The sequence below is a fragment of the Leucobacter ruminantium genome, from assembly GCF_017565705.1.
Taxonomy (GTDB): Bacteria; Actinomycetota; Actinomycetes; order Actinomycetales; family Microbacteriaceae; genus Leucobacter; species Leucobacter ruminantium.
Genome location: NZ_JAGDYL010000015.1, coordinates 1 through 25998 on the forward strand (window position 1 = coordinate 1; position 25998 = coordinate 25998).

A 25998-nucleotide genomic window follows, 5' to 3' on the forward strand; every position below is an offset into this window, starting at 1 on the left:
TGGAGCGGGCCTTCAATTTGATGAAGCAGTGGCGAGGGCTCGCTACGCGCTATGACAAACTCGCGGTGACCTATCGAGCCGGGGTTGTGATCGCAGCGATCCTGACCTGGCTACGCATATAGGAGACGCGCCCTAGCAGGACTGTGCGGACGGTCGGTTGCTCGTTCGTCGCTCACACCGTCACATCTCTGCGCGCGGGATCATGAGATCCGTCTCCAAACCCGTTCCCGGGCCCGTAGGCGCTCTTACGGCATGTCAACCCTTGCGAAAGTGCGAATTCGTTGTGGGTAGCCACAGTAGCACCAGTGCTACTACGCCGATAACGGAGGCCAAGAGCGGCAACAGCCCGAAGTTCAATATTGCAGACGCGAGGCCGAGAACCACGATCGCAGTCATCGCGATCCGCGCCCAGCCCAGGCCACCCCGGACCTTAGGCAGAACGAAGAGCTGTGCAACACCGATGATCAGCGTCACAGCAGCAAACGCGATCAGCGACGCAGCTACCGGATCGTCAGAATCGGCGGCGCTCGTTGCAGACAGCGCCATGATGCCAGTGCTGAGCCCGATCACCGCCGCAATTAGTTCGAGAATGGCCCCGATGAGCAGCATCGAGCATGATGCTTTCACAGCAGTAGAAGTGGGCATGAGGCTCCTCAGGGCGGCTCAGTGATGCAGAGTATCACGTTGATTGTCCCAGGTCGTCGATTACGCGACCTCATCCGTTACGAGCTATCACCTAATAGGCGGGCAGGCCCAGTCCCGAGCCTCCTGGTCGCTCAGTGGGCGACGGGTGCCCCTGCTTCGTACGTTCTCGGATCGGCTGTGCGCTGACGATACCAGGCGACCACGCTGAACAACAGTGCGAGAATGAGGCCCGCGATGACCCAGAGCACCACGAGGTAGTCGACCCAGGAGCCGACCGGCGGCTGCCCGGGCAAGAAGTTGCGCAGCGTCGGAGTCGCGAAGAGCATGCCCGCGTTCCAGGTGAAGAAGGCCGGCTCGGCGCGGAGCTTGCCGCGCAGGCATCGGATGGCGACGGTCAGCCCGAGCACGGGTAGCATGATCATGAGGCCGAGCAGCACGATGCCGAAGACGATCGTCGCGGGCTCCCGCTGCGCCTCGATCAGGTAGGTCTGCACCACGGCGCCGCTGTCGGGGTCGGTGAACGCCAGCTCGGGGTCGGAGCGCAGCGAGATGCTCCACCCGGGCACGTCGTGATCGCCGAGCGTGAGCACGGCCGGTAGCGACTGCTCGTATGCGGCGAGCTCCACGTCGTCTGCCGCCACAGACGACCCGGGTGGCGGAGCTGGCCGGTAGACGTCGACCATGGTCTGCGCCTCGTGCCGGTCGAACGGCCACAGCTCGATCGACCCGGTCGTGTTGAGCGAGATCTTCGTCGGGGCGATGGGGCGGTTCGCCTCGAAGCTCAGCTCCTGCCCGCTGTGCTCGGAGGTCATGTACACCTCGAGGTCGGTCATCACCGACAGGCCGTCGATGGCCGTCATGAGCCCGCCCTCGCGAAAGCTCAGATCGGCGATCAGGCGATCGCCCGCAGCGTCCACTTCGCTCGGCGTGATCATGAGCTCGATCTGCTTCTCCGACACCGCATACTTCTCGGCGTCGCCCCGGGTGCCGCCGGTCGCGTGCAGCGTCACCACGAGCGCATACAGCATGAGCACGACGAGCGATGCGGTGATCACGAGGGTCTTGAATGGCGGGGGCGAGTAGTCGGCCCCGAGCGCATGCGTTCGCCGCTCCTTGCGCGGCTGCGCGCGAGGTGTCTGAGGGTTCATCTGCTCCGGGGTTCGAGGCCGAGGGGTCGTGTCGGACCCAGAGTAGAGTCGCACGCGAGCACCCGCGGCACCCTTCAGTGAAAACCCGTAATCGACGGCCGGGTCAGTCGAGCCAGTGCTCGCGCAGCACGCCGGCGGCCATCCGCCCGTCGTGCACCTCGCGCACGAATTCGAGGCCGGTGCGGCTCAGCGCATCGAATTCGGGGTCGGCCGCGAGCTCGCGCAGCACCGCCTCGAGCGTGTCGGGGTTCGCTTCGACGATCGGCAGCTCGCGGCCGCTCGCCGCGGCGACCGCTTCGCGCACCTGCGCCGAGACCTGGCCGACGACGGCGCACCCGGCGGCCATCGACTCGCAGGCGGCGACGCCGTACGAGCCGAGGCGGAACTGGTCGAGCAGCACATCGGACTCGGCGAACAATGCCGGCATCTCGGCCGAGGGCACGCCCTGAATGATCCGGAACTCGATGACGCCCTCGGCGGCGAGCTTCTCGAGCGTCGGCATGATGAGCGGGGTGCCCTTGAGCACCGGGTTCGACGGCGCGTGCACGACCCGCAGCGGGGCGGAATGGTCGCGAGGCGGTCTTGCGGGGGCGGCCCAGCGCGCGGTGTCGACGGAGACGGGGCACCAGGCGGCCTGCGGAACATCGAGCAGCAGGTCGGGGGTCGACACGAAGAGCTTGCGGGCGCTCGATTGCAGCAGCTCGATGTTGCGCGCGGCGACGTCTTCGAGGCGCGGCAGGTAGACCGACTCGTCGCGGTAGTACGACCATTCGCTCAGCTCGCGATGCCGCGACGGCAGCCGCGCATCGGTGCCGTGGGCGAGGTAGGCGACGTCGACCCCGCGATCGAGCAGTGCCTCGGCCTGGCGTTCGACCGATCGGCCCATGAGGCGCCCGAACGGCGGCTCCTCGGCCTCGATGAGCACGTGGGTGGCGTTCTCGGCGACGGCGTCGAACTGGCGCCGCTGCCAGTCGGCATCGTTGTGGTACGTGCCGGTCGGCACGAGCAGGTCGGATTCGAAGGCGAAGCCGCCCGGCATCGTGACCGCCATATTGCGCGCAGAGATGCAGCCGCTCGCGCGCTCGAGCGACTCGGCCCAGGCCCGCCCCTGCGCCGCATAGTTCACGGGGGCGATGAGCAGCCGGGTCGGCACGCGGAGGTCGAACTCGGTGACCCCCACGCTGCCGCGCGGCTCGGGGCGACCGAGGCGGCGCGCGGCGAGGCGGCCGAGCGGGCTCATCGGCGCATCTGCGATGCTGTCGATGACTTTGTTCGCCCAGCCGGGAAGCCGGTTCCGATCCATGGGTCCGTGCTACCTCTCGTTCGGGCCCGGCTCGTCTGCAACATCTGCCGCGCCGAGTTCCCCCGACAGGCCCGCGAGCAGCACCTGCTCGCCGAACGCCGAATGGCCGGCGGCGACCTCGGCGAAGGTGCCCTGGGCTGCGATGACGCCGCCGTCGAGATAGCAGATCTTGTCGTAGTCCTTGATGGTCGACAGGCGGTGCGCGACCGAGATGAGGGTCGTCTGGCCTTGCAGCTCCTTGATCGCCTTCGTCACCTCGTCCTCCGTCTTCGTGTCGAGCGAGCTGGTCGCCTCGTCGAGCACGAGCACGAGCGGGTCCGTGTAGAGCGCGCGGGCGATGCCGAGGCGCTGCTGCTGCCCGCCCGAGAGCGAGACGCCGCGTTCGCCGATGCGCTCGTCGATGCCGTGCTCGCGGCCGGCGATGAGCGAGCCGAGCTGCGCGCGCTCGAGAGCGTGCTGCACGCGGTCCCGGTCGATGTCATCCGACCAGGTGAGGGCGACGTTCTGCGCGATGGTGCCGTCGAAGAGCGCGACGCGCTGCGGCACGTAGCCGACGCGGCCGCGCCACTGCCGCAGTACCGAGCGCAGCGGATCGTCGTCGATGTCGATCGAGCCGCTGCCGGGCTGGCTGAGGCCGAGGATCAGGTCGATGAGCGTCGACTTGCCGGCGCCCGAGGGGCCGACGATGCCGAGGGAACTGCCGAGCGGGATGTCGAGGTCGAGACCGCGGATCACGTCGTCCTGCGCGCCGGGGTACCGGAAGTTCACCTCGGTGAAGCGCAGGTGCTGCGGCCGCTCGTCGAGCCGGGCGGTGTCGTCGGGCACCTTCGAGGTGAGCATGTCGCGCTCGGCCGAGGTGAGGTCGGTGATGACGTCGCGGGTCGTCGCGACGCCCTGGCCGGCCTGCACGAGCGCCGCCTGCATGCCCGTGAGCGCCGGGATCAGGCGGAAACCGGTCGCGGCGAACAGCGCGACGGAAGCGAGCGCGGCCGTCATGTTGCCGTTCACGATGAAGGAGCTGACGCCGATGAGCACGACGCCGCCGATGAGGGCCGCCTCGAATGCGAAGCCGGGCACGATGCTCAGGAAGGAGATGTTCGCCCGCGCCCGCACGGCGTGGGTGCGGTTCTTGCTGACGAGGCCCGCGACCTCGCCGAGCCGGTTACGCAGGCTGAGCTCTTTCAGCGCCTCGATCATCTCGGTCATGAGGTTCGCGACGCGGTAGGTGTAGTCGAGGCCGACCTGGCCGGCGACGAGGGCGCGCCGCGTCACGACCGAGTGTACGAGGAACGCGACGAGGCCGAGGTAGAGCAGCGCGATGAGCGAGGTGACGGGGTCGGCGAAGACGAGCACGCCGAGCACCGCCACGAAGGTGAAGAAGAGGCTCGGCACGCGCGCGACGGGCAGCACGAAGTTCTGCATCGACATGGCGATGCCCTGGTCGGCGATGCGGGTGACCTCGGCGACGGTGCGCTTCGAGCGCTGCTCCCAGCTCGAGTTGATGTAGGCGTGGAAGAGGCGGTCGCCGATCTCCTGCTCGTACCGCGCGAAGCGGCGCGTCGCGAACCAGTGCAGCGTCACCGCGAGCGTCGACTTCAGGATGACGAGGCCGATCGCGGTGCCGGCGAGCAGCGGCACCGAATCCTGCCCGAGCTCGCCGAGCAGCGGCACCGTGAACGAGCCGCCCGACAGCGCCGGGCCGATCACGATGGCCAGGAGGCCCATGGCGACCGCGTCGAGCGCGGTGATCGCGGTCGTGGCGATCACATAGCCGATGAAGTACCGGCGTGCGCCCGCCGGCATGATCGGCAGCAGTTCGCGAAGAGTTCTCCAGATCTCCTTCATGAGGCCCGCAGGTCGGCGTTACGCGCCCGCGCCGAGCACGGCGGTCATCGCCGTGACGATGCGCTCGATGTCGCCCTCGGCCAGCGACGGGTGCACCGGCAGCGAAAGCACCTCGGCTGCAGCCTTCTCGGTCTCGGGCAGTTCGAGGCCTGGGGCGAAGCGGGTGAGCGAGGGCAGGCGGTGGTTCGGGATCGGATAGTAGACGCCCGAGCCGATCTGATGCTCGTCGTTCAGTGCCTGGCGGATGCGGTCGCGCTCGCCGGCGTCGACGCGGATCGTGTACTGGTGGTAGACGTGCACGGCGCCCTCGGCGACCTTCGGCGTCTGCACGCCGGCGAGGCCTGCGAGGCCTGCGGTGAGCGCGGCGGCGTTGGCCTGGCGCTGCGCGGTCCACGCGTCGACCTTGGTGAGTTGCACGCGGCCGATGGCGGCGTGGATGTCGGTCATGCGCGCGTTGAAGCCGATGACTTCGTTCTCGTACTGCTTCTCCATGCCCTGGTTGCGCAGCACGCGCACGTTGCGGGCGATCTCGGCGCTGCCGCAGGTGACCATGCCGCCCTCGCCCGAGGTCATGTTCTTGGTCGGGTAGAGGCTGAACATGGCGAAGTCGCCGTAGGTGCCGACGGGGCGACCGTTCCACGAGGCGCCGTGCGCCTGCGCGGCATCCTCGTAGATCGCGAGGCCGTGCTCCTGCGCGATGGCGTCGATCTCGTCGACGAGGTACGGGTGGCCGTAGAGGTGCACGCCCATGATGCCCTTGGTGCGCGGCGTGATCGCGGCGCGCACGGCGTCGGGGGCGATGGTGAAGTAGTCGGGCTCGATGTCGACGAACACCGGCGTCGCGCCGGTGAGGGCGACCGAGTTCGCTGTGGCCGCAAAGGTGAACGACGGCACGATGACCTCGTCGCCCGCGCCGACGCCCGCGGCGAGCAGGCCGAGGTGCTGGCCGCTCGTACCCGAGTTCACGGCGGCGGTTTCGCGTCCGTTCACGAAGTGCTCGGCGAACTCGCGCTCGAAAGCGGCGACCTCGGGGCCCTGTGCGATCATCCCGGATCGCAGCACCCGGTCAACGGCGGCGCGTTCTTCGTCGCCAATAATCGGCTTCGCCGCGGGAATGAACTCGACCATGGAGGTGACCTTCTTTCGATTCGTCCGTCTGCCAGAATAGTCGTATGAGCTTCAATCCGGCCGAGCACCCCGCTGCCAGCGCCGACAATCGCGATGTTTGGGTGGTCATTCCGCTCTACAACGAGGCGACGGTCATCGCTGAAGTCATCGCGGGTCTGCTGCCGGTCTTCCCGAACGTCGTCTGCATCGACGACGGTTCGCGCGACGGTTCTGGGGCTGTGGCGCGCGCCGCGGGCGCCCGCGTGGTGTCGCATCCGATCAACCTCGGCCAGGGAGCGGCGCTGCAGACGGGCTTCGAGTACGCCCTCGAGCACGACGCGCGGTTCGTGGTCACGTTCGACGCCGATGGTCAGCACCGCGTCGTCGACGCCGAGGCGATGGTCGCGCGGGCCCGTGCCGAAGGCCTGTCGATCGTGTTCGGTTCGCGCTTCCTCGACGACCGCACGAAGCCCGGGCTCTTGAAGCGCATCGTGCTGAAGACCGCGGTGGTCGCGACGAACTGGACGACGAAGACGAAGCTCACCGACGCGCACAACGGCCTGCGTGTGATTCGCGAGGATGCACTGCGCCAGGTGAAGCTGCGTCAGGATCGCATGGCGCACGGCACCGAGATCGTGATGCAGCTGGGCCGCACGGGTCTGCCGTACGCCGAGCAGCCGGTCGAGGTGCTGTACACCGACTACTCGCGCAGCAAGGGCCAGTCGCTCTTGAATTCGATCAACATCCTCATCGAGCTGGTCATCCGGTAAGGGGGACGCCATGACTGTTTTCCAGCTGCTGCTCATCGCCGTCATCGCCATCGGTGCGATCTTCGCGTTGCGCCTGCTGTCGGGCGATCGTTCGCTCGCGGTGAAGCGCATGCTCGCGATCCTCTTCGCGGTGTGCGCGGTGCTCGCGATCCTCTTCCCGCAGCTGCTCACCTGGGTGGCGAATCTGTTCGGCATCGGCCGCGGCGCCGACCTGCTGCTCTACGTGTTCGTACTGGCGTCGCTCGTATTCGCGCTGATCTCGGTGCGCACTCGGGCCCGCCAGGATGCCCGAGTGACCGAGCTTGCCCGGTCGGTCGCGCTCATGGAGGCGCGGCTCTCGGAGCGGCAGGACGAGGGCCGGTAGGACGCCGTTCAGCCTTCTACGCGCCTACGCCGCGCATCGGCTCGCCGAGCACGGCGAGATAGCGGCGGGTCATGCGCGCCTGCACGAAGCGGGCGATCGGCCCGCCGAGGCGCGTGTACCAGCGCGCCGGCTGCGAGAACGCGGTGATGCGGAACACGACGTCGCCCGACGCGTCGAGCCGGAGTTCGAAGCGCTCCTCGCCGCGTTCCGGGTGCCCCTGCAGGGTGCCGTAGGCGAATCCGCAGAGTTCGGCGCTCCGCTCCGCCCATACGACGAGGCACGGCGCCGTGAACTTCAGCGGACCGAAACGCAGGCGCATCTCCACGCGGCTCCCGAGGCGCAGCGGCGCCTGCGACAGCTGCACCTCGGCGCCCGCGCGCCGCTGCACTTCCCCTGCGAAGAGGTCTGCGCCGGCACGCTCGAACGCCTGGCGCCCGTGCCCGATGACGCGTTCGACGCGCACATGGTGGAAGCCTGCGGGCAGATCGCCCGCGGTCGCGCCGACCTCCGAATAGGTGAGGGTGAACACGCGTCAATCGTAGGCCAGCGCTCTCTTGCGGAGCCGGAGCACCGCGGGCGGTAGAATTCTTCTCATGCATTGCCCCGCAACCCTGCGGGAGCAGAGACTACTTCGGAGGTTCTTCGCACTATGACCATCAGAATGGGCGTCATCGGGCTCGGCATGATGGGGCGCCACCACGCACGTGTGGCGCGCGAAGTAGAAGGGGTCGAACTGGTCGCCGTCGCCGACGCGATGGGCGACCCGCACGGCGTCGCGGGGTCACTGCCTCGCTTCGAGAGCGTCGCGCAGCTCATCGAACACGGCATCGATGCGGCCGTGGTCGCCGTGCCCACGCAGTTCCACGAGGCAGTCGGCCTCGAGCTCGCGGAGGCCGGCGTGCACGCGCTCATCGAGAAGCCCATCGCCGAGTCGATCGAGGCGGGCCGGCGACTGGTCGACGCGTTCGATTCGCGCGGCCTGATCGGCGCAGTCGGGCACATCGAGCGCTTCAACCCGGCGCTCGTCGAGCTGCGCAAGCGCCTCGAGAACGGCGAGCTCGGCCAGGTGCACCAGATCCACACCCGCCGCCAGGGCCCGTTTCCCGGCCGCATCGCCGACGTGGGCGTCATCAAGGATCTGGGCAGCCACGACATCGACCTGACCTCGTGGCTCGCGAAGTCGGCGTACGCCGATGTCGCCGCGCAGACCGCGTTCAAGAGCGGCCGCGACCACGAAGACATGGTGACGATCTCGGCGAAGCTCGAGAACGGCATCATCACGAACCACCTGGTGAACTGGCTGACCCCGTTCAAGGAGCGCATGACGCTCGTCACCGGCGAGCGCGGCGCCTTCGTCGCCGATACATTGAATGTCGATCTCACCTTCTTCGAGAACGGCACCTTCGACACCGAGTGGGAGGCGCTGCATAACTTCCGCGGCGTGAGCGAGGGAACGATGACCCGCTTCGCGATCGAGAAGCGCGAACCGCTGAAGGCCGAGCACGAGGCGTTCCGCGACCGCATTCTGGGCGAGCCGACCGAGGCCGTCACGCTGCAGCAGGGCCTCGACGTGCTGCGCGTGTGCGAGGCGTCGATCGAGTCGGCGAAGATCGGCCGCACGGTGCACCTGGGCGAGCCCGGTGAGTGACGGCCTGATCAGCCCGGCGGCATTCGTCGGGCCGGGCGTCGAGCTCGGCGCACGCGTCTCGATCGGCCCGGGCGCGATCGTGCTGGGCCCGTGCACCATCGGCGACGACGTATTCATCGGCGCGGGCGCCCAGATCGGCGCACCGCCCGAGATGACCGACCAGCCCCAGAACGCCGCCTGGTCGGGCGACCTCGCCCATGCGGGCGTGCGCATCGAAGCTGGCGCGGTGATCCGCGAGGGCGCCGTCATCCATCAGGGCAGCTACCGGGAGACCACCGTCGGCGCGGGCGCCTGGGTGCTGAACCGCGCCTACCTCGCGCACGACGTGCTGCTCGGGGCCGGCAGCACCGTGAGCGCGGGCGTCAGCATCGGCGGCCACTGCGTCATCGGCGCACGCGTCAACATCGGCATGAACGCTTCGATTCACCAGCGGGTGTTCATCGGTGCGGGCTGCATGGTGGGCATGGGCACGCCTCTCGCCAGGGATCTCCCCCCGTACGTGAAGGCGTTCGGCTCCCCGGCGCGCATTCATGGTCTGAACTCGATCGGCATGCAGCGGCACGGCATCGACGAGGCGCAGATCGAGGCGCTGCAGCGGGCGTATGCGCAGGGCGACCTGCTGCTCGACGGCGTCATCGAATGGTCGGGCGATTTCGCTGCCGTAGTCGCGCAGTGGCGCGAACGCGACAACCGCCGGCCCGCGGTGTACGCAGCCTGAACCCGTACCGCGCGCTGCTCCCAAATAAACTTAGAGACTACTACCGCCATCGCAAGCTCCCGACCGTGTGCCGAAAACTCGTGTTCAGGATGTTGGTGGAGCTCACCGACTTGCACTCTTCATTCAAATCGATCGCATATCGTTGAGAGCGAAGAGTCTTCGCAGCGTCCACACATGCTGCGAGGGCTCTTCTCCGTCTTTCGTCTGCAAAGTCAGCACTACCCGAGGCCTTAACGACCATGCACGTATCGAAAGAGGACGTCCTCGTAGACTCGCCGTACTCCCGCGGCGATCGGCACGCGATCCAACCCAGTGATCTCGTACCCGTACTGGCTGCGCACTCGGAGATCAAGGACGTGGGCACCGGTATGGACAGGCACCACATGAAGCTCACCCGCCCTGCGGTGGCTGACGTGACGCACCAGCGAACTCAGCGCGCCGATCGAAAGCGTTGACCCGTTTGCCAGATCTCGCACCCTGGTGGCCGTCTCCCCTGAAGCTATGGCCGCATCCAGGAACGCCATCGCCTGCCGCGCGGCGTCCGAGGCGAAGAGGTAATCCCGAATGGTGTCTAGCGGAGCGAACACGCTAATCGGCTGCTGCTTCACTGCCTGCAAACAGAGCTTCGATACCAGGCCCTGATTCTTTCGAAGATTCTGACCGGGGCCATAAAGTGTGGTGATTCTGCCTATCACGTGCGGCAACCACCCGGTAAGGCTCGCCGACACCACGGCTTCATTGTCCAACTTCCCGGCGCTGTACGCCGACGTGGCTGCCACCGGGCTCGACTCATCGTATGGTGCCCCAGGGATCCCGGCGTATACAGAAACAGACGATGCGAGAAAGAAGGCGCCGCGACTCGCAAGGGGTTCTTCCGCTGCCGTCAATCCCGCCACCGGCTCTGACACAGGCTCCATTAGCGCCTCCGCCAGAGCCTCGACAAAGTTGCGCAGTACTCGTGTCTCACATGCGAACGTCTCCGCAGGTGTGCCGATAACGCCGCTACCGGCAAGCCAGTAGATCTTCCAACGTATATATGGTGCCGCTTCACCAAGGAAACGATGCAACTGGCCCACCAACTTACTCGAGCTCAGTTCAGAATCTTCCCACGGCACTTTAGCGCCCTCGAAGAGCACCGTCGGGTACGCGTTGCCGCGTCGCCTGAGTTCAGTACTGACAGCACGGCCCAGCAAGCCACCGGCCCCGATTACCCAGACGAGCTCACCATGCATTGTTAGCTGAGGCCTGAGTTTTTGGGTGAATCATGATCAGCACCCACGTCTTTCGGCACTCCAAACCGCAAGGCAGGGTCTTCGAGCACTACAAAACTTGGCCGCCCCATTGACATCGTCGCAGCAAGGCCGAGGTACTCTGCGATGATGCCGAGTGAGCCGAGCGTGACCCCGCCGATAACCAGGGTGCACACTAGAGCTGAAGCCCACCCAGCAACGAGACCGGGGTCATGCCCCAGCAGGTACGACACCACGATCCACAGGGCGAATAGGAGCCCGGCCACGGCGCACAGACCGCCGAAGATTGACACTACTCGCAACGGCTTATTGCCGGAGGAGAGCACCAACCTCCAAAAGTGTGACAGCAGTGCGCGAATACGATAATTGTTCGCTTCGCGGCCCTCCCTGCGCATATCCACGTCGATGGTCGCCACGGCAGTCGTGATCCACCCCAGAGCAATATCCAGGTACACATCTGGCCCCGCGTATGCGGCCATAGCCCGCGCCGCATCACCAGCAATCAGACGGTACGAGTGGAAGGCAGGGGTATCGCGCGAGGTCAGCAACGGCAACACCACTCGCTTCGCGAACCATGATGCCGCGTTGCGCAGCGCCCCGTGGGGAGGCTTGTTCGCCGGCGCCCCGTACACGAGGCTCGCCCGCTCGGCATACGCCGCATCAATCATTCTCGCGATAGCTGCCGGATCATGTTGTCCATCTTCATCCATCGTGACCACCCAGTTACCTCCGGATGCACCAATACCAGCAACCGTGGCTGCATGCTGCCCGAAGTTACGAGAGAGCCACACTGGACGCACCCATTCTGGATACTGGGTCTCCAGCTGCCTGATGACGCGATCAGAAGCATCTGGCCCGTGGTCCCAGACCAGCCGCACCTCGCTGAGGGTGAATGGGCGCCCGGCTGGGGTGATCTTGCCGTCCCGGTAGGCTGCGAGCTCCGAGACCAACTGCTCGATAGTCGCTTCACCTCGATATACCGGTATGACCACGCTGACGGTCACGCGCTGAGATGTCGTGCCCGGGGCTGCGTTCACGTTCGGTTCTCCTGTACAGTTCAGCGGCATGAATAATGCCCGCTTGCCGCGTCTCGTCGGCATCAGATACTCCGAACTAACTATACTTGCCAGCTATGGTGACCAGTCGATGACCGGAAAGACCAGGCAATGCCAGAAGCTGCAGAGACCGTGCCCGAGCCGGGTCTATTCTTGAGGATCATCAAGGATCGCCGTATCGCATTCATGATCGTGGGCGGCATGAACACGGTATTGGGGACGCTTTGGTTCATTGGGTATCAGCTCGTCTTCGAGGCACTGCACGTCGGCCGATTTGACTACATTTTGAGTCTTGTCTGCGCCCAGATCACATCCGTGTTCACCTCGTTTCTTAGCCAACGGTATCTCGTGTTTCGTGTACGTGGTCGGTTCTGGGGCGATCTCGCTCGGTTTGCGCTCGTGAGCACATCGGCCTTCGGCGCGAACCTCGTGCTGCTTCCTCTGTGCGTAGAGCTATTGGGGTTGCCGAAGATTCCGGCGCAACTCGCCGTGACCGCTGTGATCGCCATCTCGAGCTACCTCGCCCACCGCGATTTTTCATTCCGGCGAAAGAGCCCCAACGACATGAAGCAGCACGATGCAACACCCCCACAACGTTCTGAAGGTGAGGCTGCCCGGTGACCCCACGTGTGTCTGTCGTCGTACCGGCGTACAACAACGCATCAACGATCTCAGAGACCCTCGACTCGATTCTCGCTCAGACCTGGCACGACTTCGAGCTGATCATTGCTGACCACTGTTCCGACGACGACACAGCTCAGATCGCGCAGGCCTATGCGTCGCAGGATCCTCGAATTACCGTGGTATCCACCCCCGCTGGCGGCGGGGCCCTCCGCAATTGGAACCGCGTGACTGATCTGGCACAGGGTGAGTTCGTCAAGCTCGTCTGCGGAGACGATTTGCTCTATCCCGAAGCGCTGCGTCAGCAGGTGGCTGCATTCGGCGTCCCCACTACGTCTGATCGTGACCTGGTCTTGGTCGCGTCAAAGCGCGATCTGATCGATGTGCGCGGCAATATTTTCGTGCGCTCGCGCGGCCTCGCTGGCTTTGTCGGGCGAGTCGACGGGCGACAGGCGCTTCGTGCGACAGTACGTTCCGGGGGCAACTTGTTTGGCGAGCCCGCGTGCGTGCTCATACGCCGTGACGCACTGCGAGAGGCCGGCGGCTGGCATGACATGCGCTATTACCTTGACCTCAGCGGCTATGCAGGTCCGCTCGCGGCCGGTGACATGGTGGCATTGCCGCAGACGCTTGCCGCGTTTCGGGTCGGAGGTGGGCAATGGTCGGTTCGTCTCGCTCGGCAGCAGGCCGAAGATGCTGTGCGATTCAATCGCCACGCACAACAGCTCGCTCCGGAGCACATCACCGACGGCGATGTACGCCGCGGGAACGTACGGGCCAGGATCTCGTCGCTGCAACGCCGCGCCGCGTACCTCGTGCTGAGCCTCCAGGGACGTTAGGGCGTCTCGGCGGTTGCCGCTCCGGGAATCTCATAGATCAAGATGGTTGGTCCGCCCAACTGACTTCCGGTGATACTGCGCACGGCGTTGACGAGTTGGCCCGGAATGTTGACGAGCTCGACGGGGTTCGAGGCGACGGCCGATGCGGCGCCTTCCCACTCTGCAACGAGCGCAAATTGATTCTGCACCGCGGTATAGAAAGCCTGCTCGTTAGCGTAACGCGCCTCAGCTTTGAATCGTTCGGACATAATGCTACTCAAAATGAGATAGTGCGGCGGGGTTTCGCCATTGACCGCGGCGACGGGCATGAGCGTACCTTCGTCCGAAAGCTCGAACTCATCGAACACTGTTCTCGAACTACCGGGCAAAAAAGGCGTGTACCCCTCATACACCGTAATTTCGGGTGTGATCCCGTGCTCATTCACGTATGCCAGCGCGGCACTGCGGCTATCTTCGCTGACGAATCGAGCAGTAGTGGCCAGCGATGTGAGCACGAGGCTCAGGCCCGCAACCCCTACCACCCCGGCGATGACGATGGTCGCGATACGACGCGAGAGCTTCACTCGGCGCAAGACTCTGGCCAGCTCAGGGATGCCGATGGCCGCGAGCAAAATCGGCGTGACATACATGGGAATGCCCCACCTATCCCAGTGCAGGGTGAGCGCGGAAATGGCCAGCCATAAGACGCCCCCCGCGAGCAGAGGGATGGCGTGCAGAGCACGCAGGCGTATCAGGCGCAGCACGCCGAAGAGGGCGCACACTGTCAGAATCAGGCCGAGACTCGTCAGCCCGTTCGTGGCGTAGAAGCCGAGTTTGCCGAAGTACCCCAGGCCATCGGCGCCGAGATGCCCCGTTGAGTTCTGGCCAGTGAGCTGCGCCTCGACGGCGGCGAAGTTCGTCAACAAGACCGGCGAGGCGATGAAGACACACACCACGAAGAGCACCGGGCTCGAGAGCGCATGCCAGAGACTGCGGCGCCAGTTGCGATCGCGTACGGCGACGGTGACGACGGATGCGGCCACGACGGCCCCCAGTAGCGCCGCCGGGTACTTCGCGGTAAACCCCCAAGCGGTGCTTGCGCAGGCCAGCACAAGCCACTTCCATCTAGGGGATTCGATGTAGCGCACACAGGCCCACACGACGAGGAACGTCACGAGCACCAGCGGCACATCGGGCGTCGCGTAATGCGCATGCTCCACAAAAGGAGGAAAGAACGCGACCATGGCAGCCGCAGTCACCGGCATCCAACGACCGAAGGTGGCGACAGCCAAATAGGCAACGGGAATGCACAGTGTGCCGAGCCCCGCAATGAGCAACCGAGACAGGGCCGTGAACAGGCCCGGATCCGATGCATACAGCGAGATTGGATCGGTGCCGTGAATCAGATGAGCGTAGGCCTCGTACAGGAGGTAACTCAGCTGAATCTCGAGATGATCAGGTCGCGAGAACTGGGTGGGCTCAAACGAGTTTCGCTTGACAAGGTCGAGTGCGCCGTCGACCACGACCCATTCGTCTGCGTGCAAGTTGAGAGGCAAACCCCATGTGATACCTGCAACGCGCAACGCCCCCCCGAGCGCAATAACGACTGTAAGCCAGAACAACGGGCGCCGAGTCAGTGACGTCGCCCCGTGACGTACTACCGCCGGTGCCACGCCTACAATCCGAGACGCTGTTTGACCTTGCGCACCACGGCGCCGGGGCCCTGACGTACGAGCAGCAGGCTGGCGCGGCGCACGTCTTCGACGATGCCGTTCTGGCCCGCGGGCCGGCGGCGCTTCTGGCGCTTCGCGCCGGCGGCGTCGACGCGCACCTCGCCGCGGCGCATGCGATCCGCCGCGTAGTGCGCATTGCCAACGAACTCGACGAGGGGCGCGAGCACATTGCCCCACTCGTATTCGCTGCGCACCTTGCCGATGGCCTTCTGCGCGGCGGCCAGCTTGCCCTTGCCGAACAGCAGGTCTTCGATCGCGGCGGCGAGCGCGTCCACGTCGCCCGCAGGCACTGCACGGCCGAGACCGCGATCGTCGACGAGCTCGGCGAAGTGGTCACCTTCGGTGACCACCATGGGCAACTCGGCCCAGAGATAGTCGAGGATACGGGTGCGGAAGCTGAAGGTGGTCTCGATGTGCGAGTGGTGGGTGCTGACTCCCAGGTCCGCCTCGGCGAGGTAGTTGCCTCGGTCCTTGTACTCGACCCACGAGCCGTTGAAGAAGACGTTCGTGTCGGCGACGCCGAGTTCCGCGGCGAGTGCACGGGAGTCGGTGACGATCTTCATCTCGGGCACACCGGGGTGCGGGTGCTTGGTGCCGAGGAAGTAGAGCTTCACCTCGGGGTGGGTCTCGACGACTTTCGCCACGGCGCGGATGAGCGCGAGCGGGTCGAACCAGTTGTAGAGCCCGCCACTCCACAGCAGCAGCTTGTCATCCTCGCCGATGCCGGGGTGAACACCCTTCAGCACCTTCTTCTCGTGCGCGGGCGGTTCGGCTTCGAGGCCGAAGGGCACGACACTGATGAGCCCGGTGAGGTCGGGGTCATCAGCGTAGTTCGCGGGGTTGATGCGACCGAGTGCCGCGAGCTGGCCGAGGTAGAAGTGGCGCTGGCGCTCGGAGGCGCAGAGGAAGTAGTCGCCGCGGGCGAGCTGCTCGTTGAGCACGGTAGTCGCGTCGGCGGTGGCGCGTGTCCACGCTTCTTCGCCCTGCGGGCGGCCCTGTTCGAGCTGCTCGAGGTGCATCGGGTCGTAGATGTCGACGACGAGCACCTTCTGCGTCTTGCGGATCGACGGGAAGAGCGCCATCGCGAGACCCTGGAAGATGATGACGTCGGCCCAGTCCTCGTGCTGCGCCATCGCTTTGTTATCGCCGGGCTTCACCGTGTCGAGTACGAAGTCCGCAGCGAGGTCCTCATGACCCTCGAGGCTCACCAGACGCACGTCGCTCTGCGGAGCGAGCGCCTCGGCCATGTGCCAGGCGCGGATCGCGGGGCCGGCCATCTTCGCACCGATGGGGTCCCCGGTGATGATCAGCACGTTGGTGCGGGCGGGTCCGTCGAGCACGTCGAAATTGTCGATGATGTTCTGGTAGCCGTGCAAGAAGTGGGCACCGGTGAAGGAAGGTGCGTTCGTCTCGAGGAACCGACGGCGCACCACGTGCTCGGCGGTCGTGCGGGATTCCTGGATCTCGCGCCGCGACTCGGTGAGCGAGGGAAGGTTCTGCACGAACTGGTCGATGGCGTAGAGCGTGGCGATCGTGTCCTTCGGGATCGCCTCGGTGAGCTCCGCGTCGGAGGACGCCTTGCGGATGTCGTAGGAGGTCGAATCGAGCTCTCCGCGGGCCACGCTGCGCCGCACCGAGAGCAGCAGTGTGGCGGCAAGGGTCTCGTCGAACTTCTCGGAGCCGAGGTTCTTGTAGAGCGTGTAGAGCGCGTTGCGCTCGAGCAGGTAGGTCTCCTTGTAGGCACCGAGCTTACTCATGCTGGCGTGGTGCTTGTGATAGGCGAGGGATCCGGGCTCGTAGGCGTAGCGGTAGCCCTTGAGGTTCAACCGCCAGCCGAGGTCGACGTCCTCGAAAAACATGAAGTAGCGCTCGTCGAAGCCGCCGAGCTCCTCGTAGACGTCGCGGCGCACGAACATCGCGGAGCCGGTACCGAAGAGCACGTCATGAGGTTCATCGGCCTGGTCGGGGATGGCGAGCCCTGTGTGGGGTTTGTAGCCCATGCCGAACCAGGTGAGCCCCGACCCGATGAAGTCGACCTTCTCGCCCTCCCAGTCGAGCACGCGGCTGGCGACGGCGCCGATGCGGGGCGACTCCTCGAAGCGGCGCACCGCCTCGCGCACCCAGCCGGCATCGGGCTTCGCGTCGTTGTTCAGGAAGGCGATGATGTCGCCCTTGCTCTTCTTGACGCCGAGGTTGCAGCCGCCGGCAAAACCGAGGTTTTTCTTCGACTTGACGAGCACGGCGTGAGGCGCAGCGGCGGCGATGCGTTCCGCACTGTCGTCGCCGGAGGCGTTCTCGACGACGACGATCTCGAGTCGGTCGTTCGGCCAGTCGAGTTCGCCGAGGTGGCGTATCGCCTCGATGGTGTCGTCGGCTCCGCGGAAGTTCACGAGGACGACCGATACCAGCGGGTTCTTGGGTTCCATACGTTCCAGAGTCCTCACACGAGTTGTACAGTCGCCGGCTGAGGCCGCCGCTCATGCCATCGTAGTCGTTCATGGATATACCATCGTCATGGACTGATCGAGGCGAGAACAGGGACGGATTCGATGACTGCAGGCAACCGGCGGCCACAGGTGCTCGTCCTCACCCCTGACACTCTGGGAGAGAAGATGGCGGGCCCGGCGATCCGCGCGTTCGAGATCGCGAAAGCTCTGCACCGGGTCGCCGAGGTCCGGCTCGTCTCGACCGTCGGCAACTCTCTGCAAGCGCAGGCCTTCCCCGTGGAGCACGCCGGCGAGCATCTTCTGCGGCAGATCGTCTCGACGAGCGATGTGATCGTGGTCCAGGGACACCTGCTCTCTCAGTTCCCCTGGATCGCGGAAGGCGACGCCATACTCGTAGCGGATATCTACGATCCAATGCAGCTCGAGATCCTGGAACATGGAAAGGAGTTCCCGCCCTTAGAGCGGATCGAGCATTCTCGGAATACCGTGGATGCGCTCTCCGCCCAGATCGAGCGCGCCGACTTCATGATCTGCGCCTCCGAAAAGCAGCGGGATCTCTGGCTGGGCCACCTGGGCGCTCTCTGCCGCATCAATCCATACACGTACGACAACGACCAGAGCCTCCGCTCCCTCATCGATGTCGTTCCGTTCGGGATCCAAGATCAGGACCCGATTCAGCGGCGCCACGCCATCAAAGGCACCGTTCCCGGGATCTCGTCCGAGGACAAAGTCATCATCTGGGGCGGCGGTGTCTACAACTGGTTCGATCCGCTCACGCTGATCCGCGCCGTCGCGCTCCTGGCTCCGCGCCGTCCCGACCTCCGACTCTTCTTCCTCGGCGTGCAGCACCCGAATCCCCACGTTCCCGCCATGCGGATGGCGGCAGATGCGATGGCACTTGCGGACGAGCTGGGTATCCGCGATCGACATGTCTTCTTCAACCAGGAATGGGTGAAGTACGAGGAACGAGCGGACTACCTGCTCGACGCCGATCTGGGTGTCAGCACGCATTTCGACCACGTGGAGACCGCCTTCAGCTTTCGCACTCGCATTCTCGACTATCTGTGGGCGGAACTCCCGATCATCAGCACTGCGGGAGACACCTTCGCCCAGGTCATCGCGGAATCCGAGCTCGGCGAGATCGTGGAGCCGGAGGACGAAGCGGCTCTCGCCGACGCGATCGAACGCGCTGTGTACGACGGGGGTCTCAACGGGCGCTACCGAGAGAACGTGCGGCGCTACCGCACGAAGATGACGTGGTCGCGGGTCCTCGCCCCGCTCGTGAGTTTCTGCGAGAACCCGCAGCACGCCCCTGACTTCGGGAAGGGGATCATCCCTCCCCGTGAGACGCACCGTGCCGAGTTGCAGCAGCGTTTGGACGAGATCGAGCACAGCACCGCCTGGAAGGCGACTGCGAACATCCGGTCGGTGCTCGGAGCGCTGAAGTCCATCGTCCGGAGACGGTAACTGCCGACGCCACGGGAAAGCCCTCCGGCAGCTCTCGGCAGCGGTCTCGCGTACGCTGGTGTAGTCAGCAGGATTCCAAGTTCAAGCGGAACGCATGAATCGCATCGAAGGGGTAGAGCAGGATGGCGAAGACGCGCACTCGCAGATGGAATTCGCTTCTCGGCATTCTCTGCGTCTGTCTCGTAGCGCTCGCAGGAGTCCAGTTCCAGTTCGTCAGCCCTGCCAATGCGGCCGGAGCCGACGCCCGGAATTTCAACGCGGGGAACATCATCTCCGACTCGCTCTTCTACGACGGCAACGCGATGACGGCGGCCGACGTGCAAACCTTCTTGAACCAGCGCGTCCCTCGCTGTACGATCGGGGATCCTGGCAGAACCGCCGGGACCCCGTGGGGGACCACGAATATTGCACAGAACTGTTTGCGCGACTACTCGATGAACACCGTGTCCAAGGCGGCGAATAACTACTGCGGTGCCTATGCTGGCCGTTCCGGGGAGAGCGCCGCCGAGATCATCGCCAAGGTGGGTCGCGCCTGCGGCATCAGCCAGCGAGTACTCCTGATCACCCTCGAGAAGGAACAGAGCCTCGTCTCGGACAGCTGGCCCACGGTGCGTCAGCTCGATGTCGCCACGGGCTACGCATGCCCGGACTCGGGGCCGAACTGGGCCGCGAATTGCAACCCCCAGTACTACGGCTTCCAGAACCAGGTCTATTATGCAGCCTGGCAACTGAAGGTCTATCGAGCGCACAGCGATCAGTACAACTACAAGCCGTTCCGGACCAACACGATCCAATGGCACCCGAATCCGGAGTGCGGGTCCTCGCAGGTCTACATCGAGAACTGGGCGACCGCCGCGCTCTACATCTACACACCGTATCGTCCGAACCAGGCCTCGCTCAACGCCCAGTGGGGCACTGGAGACAGTTGCTCGACGTACGGCAACCGTAACTTTTACATGTTCTACACCTCTTGGTTCGGTTCTACGCAGGGAATCAGCCATGCGAACCTGGATTCCGCCTCCGGTGAGTACGGCGGTATCCGCGTGAACGGGTGGGCCAGGAAGCTCACCGACCCGTCTACCGCCTACGTTTGGGCCAATGTGTACGACGCGAGCAACACACTGGTGACGAACAAGCTCATCGCCGCAAACCAACCGCTTGCGTGGTTCAACGGCCAGTTCCCGGGGTGGGGGAACAACCACGGCTTCAACGACCTGGTCTCAGCCCCGCCGGGAACATATCGTGTGGAGTTGTTCAACACGAGTGTCAACAGCGAGTTCATCGCGTCCCGGACTGTGACAGTGCCGATCGGCCAGGGACATGTGGACTCGGTCTCTCAAGCCGTGGGCGGCATCCGCGTGCAGGGATGGTCCGTCGATTTCCGGACCGGAGGCGCCGCAGACACCGTCAAGGTCGTGCTGGACGGCAAGAACCCGCCGCTCACCTACCCGGCGAACAAGCCGACTTCCTGGATCAACACACTATTCCCGGGCATGGGCAATGACCACGCGTTCGACTTCGTCGTACCCGCGTCCACGGGTAAACACACGATCTGCGTCTACGGGGCAGCTGGGTTGCTCCAGCCATGCTCCACCATCACTCTGGGTCATGCGGAACGCGGGAGTCTCGACGTCGCCGAACGAGCCGAGGGAGGGGTGCGAGTAGCGGGGTGGGCCGTGGACCTTGCTTCGGCTTCACCGTCGTCCGTAGACGTGACCGTGAACGGGGTGAAGGCGACGGTGCTCGCCGACAAGCCCGTCTCCTGGTTCGAAGCTCTCTATCCCGGCGCTGGGACCGGCCATGGCTTCGACGCGGTCGTTCCCGTCGCAGTTCCAAAGAGCGGCAACTACGAGGTCTGCATCTTCGGCAAGGTCACCGGCCAGCGTCTCAGCTGCAGGAATGCGCAGTTGCTCGGCGGTGAGAGCACATCATTCGACTCGGCCACCGCGACTGTCGGCCAGATTCGAATCACAGGCTGGTCCGCGGTCCTGGGGAAGCCCGATCCCTCGTACATCTGGGTGAACGTCGACGGCGTCGGACAGATGTACGGCGCGAACGCAAACCTTCCCTGGTTCAACAACTATGCCCCTGGCAGCGGTAACAACCACGGGTTCGACATCTCGTTCGCAGCGACGACGGGAAGGCACGAGGTCTGCGTCTACACCGCGCGTACGGGTGCGAGCGCGGGTTGTCGAGTCGTCCACGTCCCCGCACCCGCGGAACAGGGACATCTCGACGGCGTCACTCTCGATGCCGCGTCGCAAACGCTCCGGGTCTGGGGCTGGTCGCACATCGCGGGACAGCCGGCGCCCTCGTACGTCTGGATCGACGTCAACGGCTCGGGGAGACCCTACCAGGCGAACGTGGAACTCGGTTGGTTCAATTCGTTCGCACCGGGTCAGGGGAACGCTCACGGGTTCGATGTGACGCTCCCGGCGAATCGAGGAGCCAATCGAGTGTGCGTTTCGGGCATGGGAGGCCCGACGGCCTACGGCTGCCAGACCGTAACACTCCCCTAGCCCGCCGAGCATGCCAACGGACTCCGACCGGTACGAGGTCGTCGGTCAGGGGCATACCACTGCTGAGCGGACCGCTTGCAGGTAGGTCCGCCCGAATCGCTGAGTCGGCTCGAGGACGGCGCCCTCAGCCCACTCGTTCCATGCGTTGATGAAGACGACACGGTGTCCGGCAGGCCTATCCTGAAGCGCGGTCACTGCCGTTCGCAACCATCGCCGGAACGTATACGGGTTCGAGCCGAGCCAGAATGTCGGGTTGCCCTGTCGACGCGCCGTATTGTCGAAGTTCACCAGGACACCCGGGTAGCGATACCCCTCGATGCCGCCGAGAAGGGCTTCCTCCGCCTCTGCGACCATGCCGTCGTAGCGAAAGATCCCACCCGCGAAACCGGGTGCGAGTCGCAACCGAGCGTGATCGGCGCCGACCCATCGGCGGTTATGCGGCGGGAACTCCAGAGTGCCGTCAAGGCCGGCTTCCCGTACATCTCCGTCGATCCCGGCGAAGCCGGAGCCGACATCTACGGTGATGAGTTCGATGCCGGGGAGGCCGAACTCCTCAGCCCGACGGCGCCAATGCTCGATCACCCGTTCGAAATCGGGGATGTGCGAGATGCGGTACACGGCGATCAGGGGTCGCCCGTCGATGCGCATATAGCGTTCGTCGCAGATGAGGTGCCGGATGTCGTCGATGAACTGTTCCGCTGGTACGCGATCGTAGTCCTGAGCGATCAGCACGTTCGTCTCGCTGCCGTCCCACGTGCGCGTCCAGTTCTCATTCGCCCACATCAGGCAGAACGGGTGATCATCGTCCGAGGCGACCAGCTCCTCCACGGGGAGGTCCATCAACCTCTTGCCCGCGAACCAGTAGTAGTAGTACATGAAGCCCTCGAGGCCGGACTTCTTGGCGAGTTCGTACTGTCGGGGGCGAACGGAGGGGTCGCGCAGGTCGTAGTAGCCGAGATCACTCGGGAGATTGGGCTGACGGTGCCCGGGGAACACGGGTTTGGCGGCCGCGACGTTGTTCCACTCGGTGAACCCTTCGCCCCACCACGCGTTGTTCTCCGGGAAGGTGTGGAACTGCGGAAGGTAGAAAGGATACACGCGCGCCTCGGGCTCCATCGGAGACGCGGGGTCGTAGCGCCGCCAGCTCTCGCGCTCGGCTGCGTCGTTCAGATCCTGCACTTCGCGAAGAGAGAAGCCCGCCTCCTCGCACAGAATGCCGACCGCTCGCTCTATTGCGTGCGCTGTGGTGCCGTCGACCTGACCCTGCTCGTCATCAAAATCCTCGGACGACAGGTCCAGCGCCCGCAAGCCGTTGAGCAGGAACCCGCGGACCCAGTAGATCGAGCCCGAGGCGAACAGGAGCTCGCTCGGTGCGAGGTCGAGTTCCAGACGCCTCAGCAACTCTGCGGTGAGCTGCTGGTCACCTCCCCAGTGCTCCGGCCCGACCAGGCAATTCTCAGCTGTGATCAACCCGATCGACGGATCCTCGGCGAATGCCGAGAGGATATCCCGCATGCGGTCGACGTCTCCGGCGAGCTCATCGAGAAACGCATTCCTCCATTCCTCGCCTGTCCCGCCGAGCGACTCGTGAGACTCCCTCCACTCGCTCTTCTTGGTGTGCACCTTGAACACCAGGTCGTAGGGCTCGAGCAACCCCGCGTTCACCACCGAGATCATCGGCAGGATATCGCGGCCGCGGTTCGGAACATCGAGCACGCGCAGACCCCGGAGATGCCCCCCTGCCTCGGTCGGCTCGAGCGAGAGAGGCAGCCCTGACGCATTGGTCACGATCAGGTCGAAGGGCACCGGAAGCTCCGCGATACGCTCCAAGATCTCACCGACGAGTTCCTGGTAGTAGACGTGGACGAGCACCCCCACCCGAGGCACGGTCCCCTCCGCACCGACACGCTGCCACTCCGGTCGCCCGTCGTGCCGCAACTTGTCCGAGCGACGTTCCACCCAGCGCTCGTAGGAACTCGGGTGTTGCAGTGGCGGACGTTTGGCTGCCCTCACGATTGCTCCGTTTCTCGTACGTCTGAAAGTGCGCTCACCGATCGAGTGCCTCGCATCAGGCGGGCTCGAACCACTGCATCGGATCCTGCTCCCATCGCTCGCGGACCTCAGCGACGATCCGCTCACGCAGCGCGGCGGGCTGGTCCTCGCGGAGCAGTTCACGCTTCACGAACGGAAACCCGTTCCGCAGCAGGACGTCCCAGCTATCGTATGCGGGGTTGATCTGACCGCGACCGACCAGACCTACGGGAATGAAGGACTCGGCGGTCAACATCTCACGGTCGATGAGCCTCGACAGTCCGATCTCATACTCGCGGATGAGCAGATTCTTATCTCCGATCTCACGGATCGAACCCCAGAACCTGTTCAGCGGATATGCACGAAGCACACCTCGCCGGAAGCCGAGCGTGAAACTCTGGAGGTGAAGCTCCACCTGTTCGGAACAGGTCGCCGCCCAGACATCGGCGGTCGAATGTTCGAAGTGATCGATCATACGATCGATGTCGCCGAACGGGCCGACGAGGCTGTCATTCACCAGCAGCACATGCTCCCTGCCCGCGAGCTTCGGGAACTGATCGATACCGACCGCCCAGGAACCGAAGTCGTATCCCACGTTCGGACGCCACATGATGGTCGGCCGAATCGCTTCCTCGTTCGCAGGCCACTGAGCCCGGGCGCCCCCGCTCGCCGCACGGATGAGAACCACGTCGTACCCACGACCGCTCAGCGCCCGAGTCAGCTCGATGACGCTTCTGGAGAAGCGATCGGATTCGCCGTAGCTAGCGAAGAAGGCGGCCCTCGTCCCCTCGAGACCACGCGGACTCGGACTGATCGACCTGTCGGTCCGCAGAAGCGGATTCCGCAGGCGGGCAATCGTCGGCTTCACCTGATCCTCCGACGCAGCACTGAGGAGAGGAGGCGACGCGTCCTGCGCAACGGACGCGTGATTCTCCACGAAAGCGAAGAGCGCATCTCGACCAGTCGCTCACGGTTCCCGTCGTTCTCGAGTCGAAGCGCATTCAGCGTTGCGCTGAGCTGAGCATTCCTGCGTTCGAGCCCGAGGAGTCGACTCCGCATCTCGGTATACGCACGCTGCAGAGCAGCGTCATCGGAAACCGGGTCCGGTACGTCGGCCGGGGGGACATCATTCACGATCGACAGCCTTTCATCAGTGGGACGGTTCCTCCCAATGCGCGAATACCCATGGTACTCGACCGAGAAATCAGCCCCTTCTGCCGGGTAGCATCCGTCCCACCGCATGGGCGAACCGAAAAACGGTGCTCCCCCGCAACGCTTCGTTCTCGGCGCGCAGCTCCTGCATGCCCTGGAGCATCTGCGCATCGCCGTGGTCGATGCGGTCTTTTAGGCGCTGCATCTCCGCGGCGAGTGCTCGGTTCTGCGACGCAAGAGTCTGGTTGCGCGCTTGGAGCTCATCGACCAGCCGCTCCTGCTCCGCGCCGCGCTGCATCAGCTCTGCGCACCTCCACCGCAACGGGCGAGAGGGGAACTCGGAACGGGCACGGGAAACGAAGTCGACGAAGACTTCCGCTCTCCGAGCGAAGGAGTGCCGCTCCAGTACGACCGCCTGCAGTCGTGCCACGAGACTGCTGCGCTTCTCCTCGTCCTCCAAGTACAGGTCGAGAAGACGCTGCAGTTCGCTCGCGTTCTCCGCAACCGGAGTCTCCCCCAGGCCGAGTTCCTCGAGACCCTCCCTGCAATTGGTGATCACCAGCGCTCCGGTTGCCAGCGCTTCGAATAGACGGCTGTTCTGGTTTCCGAACTCGTGCGTCGAAGGCGTCATATCGTCCAGCACGACACGGCTCCGAGCATACACATCGGCGACTTCCGCGTATTCGAGCATCGGTTCTACGACGACGTCCGGACTCAACTCGAGCGGAGCACCCTCTCGGTGACCGTACCAGTGGATGCCGTCGGCAGCGCGGAGGTCGCGCAGCATCCCCAGCATCCCCCGGTCATAGCCCCAGTAGTTCATGGTCGTCGAAACCGCCAGATCACGTTCCTCTCCGGTGGAACGGAACATCTCCGTATCCGCACCGATCGGCAGCACGCCAGTGAGTCCCTCGAACGCCTCGGCGAGGTGGGTCGCCGCCGCAGAAGAAGAGGCGAGAACGCCATCGTGCTGAAGCAGTATTGGCGACGTCGCCCATTCCCGCACCCAATTGCGCGCCCAGGCGATCCTGACGATTTCCTCCCCCAAGCCAGTCAGCGGGATCCCCTGAATCATCGATACGCATACTGTGGTGCCCGCTGGCACCGCTTCCAGCCATTCATCCCGCCCTTGGAAGGCGACGCCCCAACCGAGCGCGTCCAGAGCGCGTGCAAGCCCGAGGGCGACGAACAGGTCGCCCCTGCCTTCCTCGAGGTCGACGCTGTATACCTTGAACAGAACGTTCTCGGCACGGTCATCGGCGAACGTTCCTTCGAGGAGCCGTGTGTGCGCCGAGGCGATGGTACCGCCTCGAGGAGGAGCGCTTTCGTGAGACATACCCCTCATGATGGCCGATGA

21 protein-coding genes are annotated in these 25998 nt (G+C 64.9%); 8 read left to right on the forward strand and 13 right to left on the reverse strand.

Annotation, left to right across the window (positions count from 1 at the left end):
• Window positions 1-255: 255 nt before the first annotated feature.
• From J4H91_RS09405 to J4H91_RS09425, 5 genes are all read right to left on the reverse strand, one after another.
• A complete protein-coding gene (locus J4H91_RS09405; protein WP_208046010.1) occupies window positions 256-645 on the reverse strand; it encodes a hypothetical protein in 390 nt (129 codons plus the stop codon).
• A 131-nt stretch (window positions 646-776) separates the two neighbouring features.
• On the reverse strand, window positions 777-1793 hold the full coding sequence (locus tag J4H91_RS09410) for a DUF4436 family protein (RefSeq protein ID WP_208046011.1): 1017 nt from the start codon (window positions 1791-1793) through the stop codon (window positions 777-779).
• A 103-nt stretch (window positions 1794-1896) separates the two neighbouring features.
• Window positions 1897-3096: a glycosyltransferase family protein gene (locus J4H91_RS09415; RefSeq protein ID WP_208046012.1), complete on the reverse strand. Its 1200-nt coding sequence runs from the start codon at window positions 3094-3096 to the stop codon at window positions 1897-1899.
• Window positions 3097-3105: 9 nt separating this feature from the next.
• Complete coding sequence (locus J4H91_RS09420; protein WP_208046013.1) at window positions 3106-4941, reverse strand: ABC transporter ATP-binding protein; 1836 nt, start codon at window positions 4939-4941, stop codon at window positions 3106-3108.
• Window positions 4942-4959: 18 nt separating this feature from the next.
• On the reverse strand, window positions 4960-6069 hold the full coding sequence (locus J4H91_RS09425; protein ID WP_208046014.1) for a DegT/DnrJ/EryC1/StrS family aminotransferase: 1110 nt from the start codon (window positions 6067-6069) through the stop codon (window positions 4960-4962).
• A 44-nt stretch (window positions 6070-6113) separates the two neighbouring features.
• Between J4H91_RS09425 and J4H91_RS09430 the strand changes: the two genes are divergently transcribed.
• Window positions 6114-6818: a glycosyltransferase family 2 protein gene (locus J4H91_RS09430; protein ID WP_208046015.1), complete on the forward strand. Its 705-nt coding sequence runs from the start codon at window positions 6114-6116 to the stop codon at window positions 6816-6818.
• Between the two features lie 10 nt (window positions 6819-6828).
• Window positions 6829-7182, forward strand: a complete 354-nt coding sequence (locus J4H91_RS09435) for a DUF2304 domain-containing protein (protein WP_208046016.1) — start codon at window positions 6829-6831, stop codon at window positions 7180-7182.
• A gap of 16 nt (window positions 7183-7198) precedes the next feature.
• Here the strand turns inward: J4H91_RS09435 and J4H91_RS09440 are convergent, their stop codons facing one another.
• Window positions 7199-7711, reverse strand: a complete 513-nt coding sequence (locus tag J4H91_RS09440; RefSeq protein WP_208046017.1) for a DUF1990 family protein — start codon at window positions 7709-7711, stop codon at window positions 7199-7201.
• Between the two features lie 120 nt (window positions 7712-7831).
• Between J4H91_RS09440 and J4H91_RS09445 the strand changes: the two genes are divergently transcribed.
• Both J4H91_RS09445 and J4H91_RS09450 read left to right on the forward strand, forming a co-directional pair.
• Window positions 7832-8830, forward strand: a complete 999-nt coding sequence (locus tag J4H91_RS09445; protein WP_208046018.1) for a Gfo/Idh/MocA family protein — start codon at window positions 7832-7834, stop codon at window positions 8828-8830.
• A complete protein-coding gene (locus J4H91_RS09450; RefSeq protein WP_208046019.1) occupies window positions 8823-9548 on the forward strand; it encodes a DapH/DapD/GlmU-related protein in 726 nt (241 codons plus the stop codon). The genes J4H91_RS09445 and J4H91_RS09450 overlap by 8 nt, the downstream gene beginning before the upstream one ends.
• 230 nt (window positions 9549-9778) lie before the next feature.
• Here J4H91_RS09450 and J4H91_RS09455 read toward each other — a convergent pair whose 3' ends face one another.
• Window positions 9779-10780, reverse strand: a complete 1002-nt coding sequence (locus tag J4H91_RS09455; RefSeq protein WP_208046020.1) for an NAD-dependent epimerase/dehydratase family protein — start codon at window positions 10778-10780, stop codon at window positions 9779-9781.
• Between the two features lie 2 nt (window positions 10781-10782).
• Window positions 10783-11898 (reverse strand): glycosyltransferase, encoded by a 1116-nt coding sequence (locus tag J4H91_RS09460; protein ID WP_243752854.1) that lies wholly within the window; start codon window positions 11896-11898, stop codon window positions 10783-10785.
• Between the two features lie 66 nt (window positions 11899-11964).
• On the opposite strand from J4H91_RS09460, the gene J4H91_RS09465 reads away from it, so the two are divergent.
• On the forward strand, window positions 11965-12474 hold the full coding sequence (locus tag J4H91_RS09465; protein ID WP_208046021.1) for a GtrA family protein: 510 nt from the start codon (window positions 11965-11967) through the stop codon (window positions 12472-12474).
• On the forward strand, window positions 12471-13313 hold the full coding sequence (locus tag J4H91_RS09470) for a glycosyltransferase (protein WP_208046022.1): 843 nt from the start codon (window positions 12471-12473) through the stop codon (window positions 13311-13313). The genes J4H91_RS09465 and J4H91_RS09470 overlap by 4 nt, the downstream gene beginning before the upstream one ends.
• Here J4H91_RS09470 and J4H91_RS09475 read toward each other — a convergent pair.
• Both J4H91_RS09475 and J4H91_RS09480 read right to left on the reverse strand, forming a co-directional pair.
• On the reverse strand, window positions 13310-14836 hold the full coding sequence (locus J4H91_RS09475) for an ArnT family glycosyltransferase (RefSeq protein ID WP_208046023.1): 1527 nt from the start codon (window positions 14834-14836) through the stop codon (window positions 13310-13312). The two genes, J4H91_RS09470 and J4H91_RS09475, sit on opposite strands and share 4 nt — an antisense overlap.
• Before the next feature lie 131 nt (window positions 14837-14967).
• Complete coding sequence (locus J4H91_RS09480; protein ID WP_208046024.1) at window positions 14968-17451, reverse strand: glycosyltransferase; 2484 nt, start codon at window positions 17449-17451, stop codon at window positions 14968-14970.
• A 123-nt stretch (window positions 17452-17574) separates the two neighbouring features.
• Here J4H91_RS09480 and J4H91_RS09485 point away from each other — a divergent pair, with 123 nt between their 5' ends.
• Window positions 17575-18939, forward strand: a complete 1365-nt coding sequence (locus J4H91_RS09485; protein ID WP_208046025.1) for a glycosyltransferase family 4 protein — start codon at window positions 17575-17577, stop codon at window positions 18937-18939.
• A 122-nt stretch (window positions 18940-19061) separates the two neighbouring features.
• The gene (locus J4H91_RS09490) at window positions 19062-21458 is read left to right on the forward strand and encodes a glycosyltransferase (protein WP_208046026.1); all 2397 of its coding nucleotides are present in this window, start codon (window positions 19062-19064) and stop codon (window positions 21456-21458) included.
• A gap of 45 nt (window positions 21459-21503) precedes the next feature.
• On the opposite strand, the gene J4H91_RS09495 is transcribed toward J4H91_RS09490, so the two are convergent.
• From J4H91_RS09495 to J4H91_RS09505, 3 genes are all read right to left on the reverse strand, one after another.
• Window positions 21504-23555: a glycoside hydrolase family 99-like domain-containing protein gene (locus tag J4H91_RS09495; RefSeq protein ID WP_424960839.1), complete on the reverse strand. Its 2052-nt coding sequence runs from the start codon at window positions 23553-23555 to the stop codon at window positions 21504-21506.
• Entirely contained in the window at window positions 23527-24357 is an 831-nt protein-coding gene (locus tag J4H91_RS09500; protein WP_208046028.1) for a rhamnan synthesis F family protein, read from the reverse strand. The genes J4H91_RS09495 and J4H91_RS09500 overlap by 29 nt, the downstream gene beginning before the upstream one ends.
• Window positions 24358-24693: 336 nt before the next feature.
• Window positions 24694-25977, reverse strand: coding sequence for a glycosyltransferase family protein (locus J4H91_RS09505; protein WP_208046029.1), 1284 nt, complete (start codon window positions 25975-25977; stop codon window positions 24694-24696).
• Between the last annotated feature and the right edge of the window lie 21 nt (window positions 25978-25998).

What these genes read in the sequence shown, in the direction of transcription:
- J4H91_RS09405 (WP_208046010.1), bottom strand. Translation starts at nt 645, where the DNA reads ATGCCCACTTCTACTGCTGTGAAAGCATCATGCTCGATGCTGCTCATC.
- J4H91_RS09410 (WP_208046011.1), bottom strand. Translation starts at nt 1,793, where the DNA reads ATGAACCCTCAGACACCTCGCGCGCAGCCGCGCAAGGAGCGGCGAACG.
- J4H91_RS09415 (WP_208046012.1), bottom strand. Translation starts at nt 3,096, where the DNA reads ATGGATCGGAACCGGCTTCCCGGCTGGGCGAACAAAGTCATCGACAGC.
- J4H91_RS09420 (WP_208046013.1), bottom strand. Translation starts at nt 4,941, where the DNA reads ATGAAGGAGATCTGGAGAACTCTTCGCGAACTGCTGCCGATCATGCCG.
- J4H91_RS09425 (WP_208046014.1), bottom strand. Translation starts at nt 6,069, where the DNA reads ATGGTCGAGTTCATTCCCGCGGCGAAGCCGATTATTGGCGACGAAGAA.
- J4H91_RS09430 (WP_208046015.1), top strand. Translation starts at nt 6,114, where the DNA reads ATGAGCTTCAATCCGGCCGAGCACCCCGCTGCCAGCGCCGACAATCGC.
- J4H91_RS09435 (WP_208046016.1), top strand. Translation starts at nt 6,829, where the DNA reads ATGACTGTTTTCCAGCTGCTGCTCATCGCCGTCATCGCCATCGGTGCG.
- J4H91_RS09445 (WP_208046018.1), top strand. Translation starts at nt 7,832, where the DNA reads ATGACCATCAGAATGGGCGTCATCGGGCTCGGCATGATGGGGCGCCAC.
- J4H91_RS09455 (WP_208046020.1), bottom strand. Translation starts at nt 10,780, where the DNA reads ATGCATGGTGAGCTCGTCTGGGTAATCGGGGCCGGTGGCTTGCTGGGC.
- J4H91_RS09460 (WP_243752854.1), bottom strand. Translation starts at nt 11,898, where the DNA reads ATGCCGACGAGACGCGGCAAGCGGGCATTATTCATGCCGCTGAACTGT.
- J4H91_RS09465 (WP_208046021.1), top strand. Translation starts at nt 11,965, where the DNA reads ATGCCAGAAGCTGCAGAGACCGTGCCCGAGCCGGGTCTATTCTTGAGG.
- J4H91_RS09480 (WP_208046024.1), bottom strand. Translation starts at nt 17,451, where the DNA reads ATGGAACCCAAGAACCCGCTGGTATCGGTCGTCCTCGTGAACTTCCGC.
- J4H91_RS09485 (WP_208046025.1), top strand. Translation starts at nt 17,575, where the DNA reads ATGACTGCAGGCAACCGGCGGCCACAGGTGCTCGTCCTCACCCCTGAC.
- J4H91_RS09490 (WP_208046026.1), top strand. Translation starts at nt 19,062, where the DNA reads ATGGCGAAGACGCGCACTCGCAGATGGAATTCGCTTCTCGGCATTCTC.
- J4H91_RS09505 (WP_208046029.1), bottom strand. Translation starts at nt 25,977, where the DNA reads ATGTCTCACGAAAGCGCTCCTCCTCGAGGCGGTACCATCGCCTCGGCG.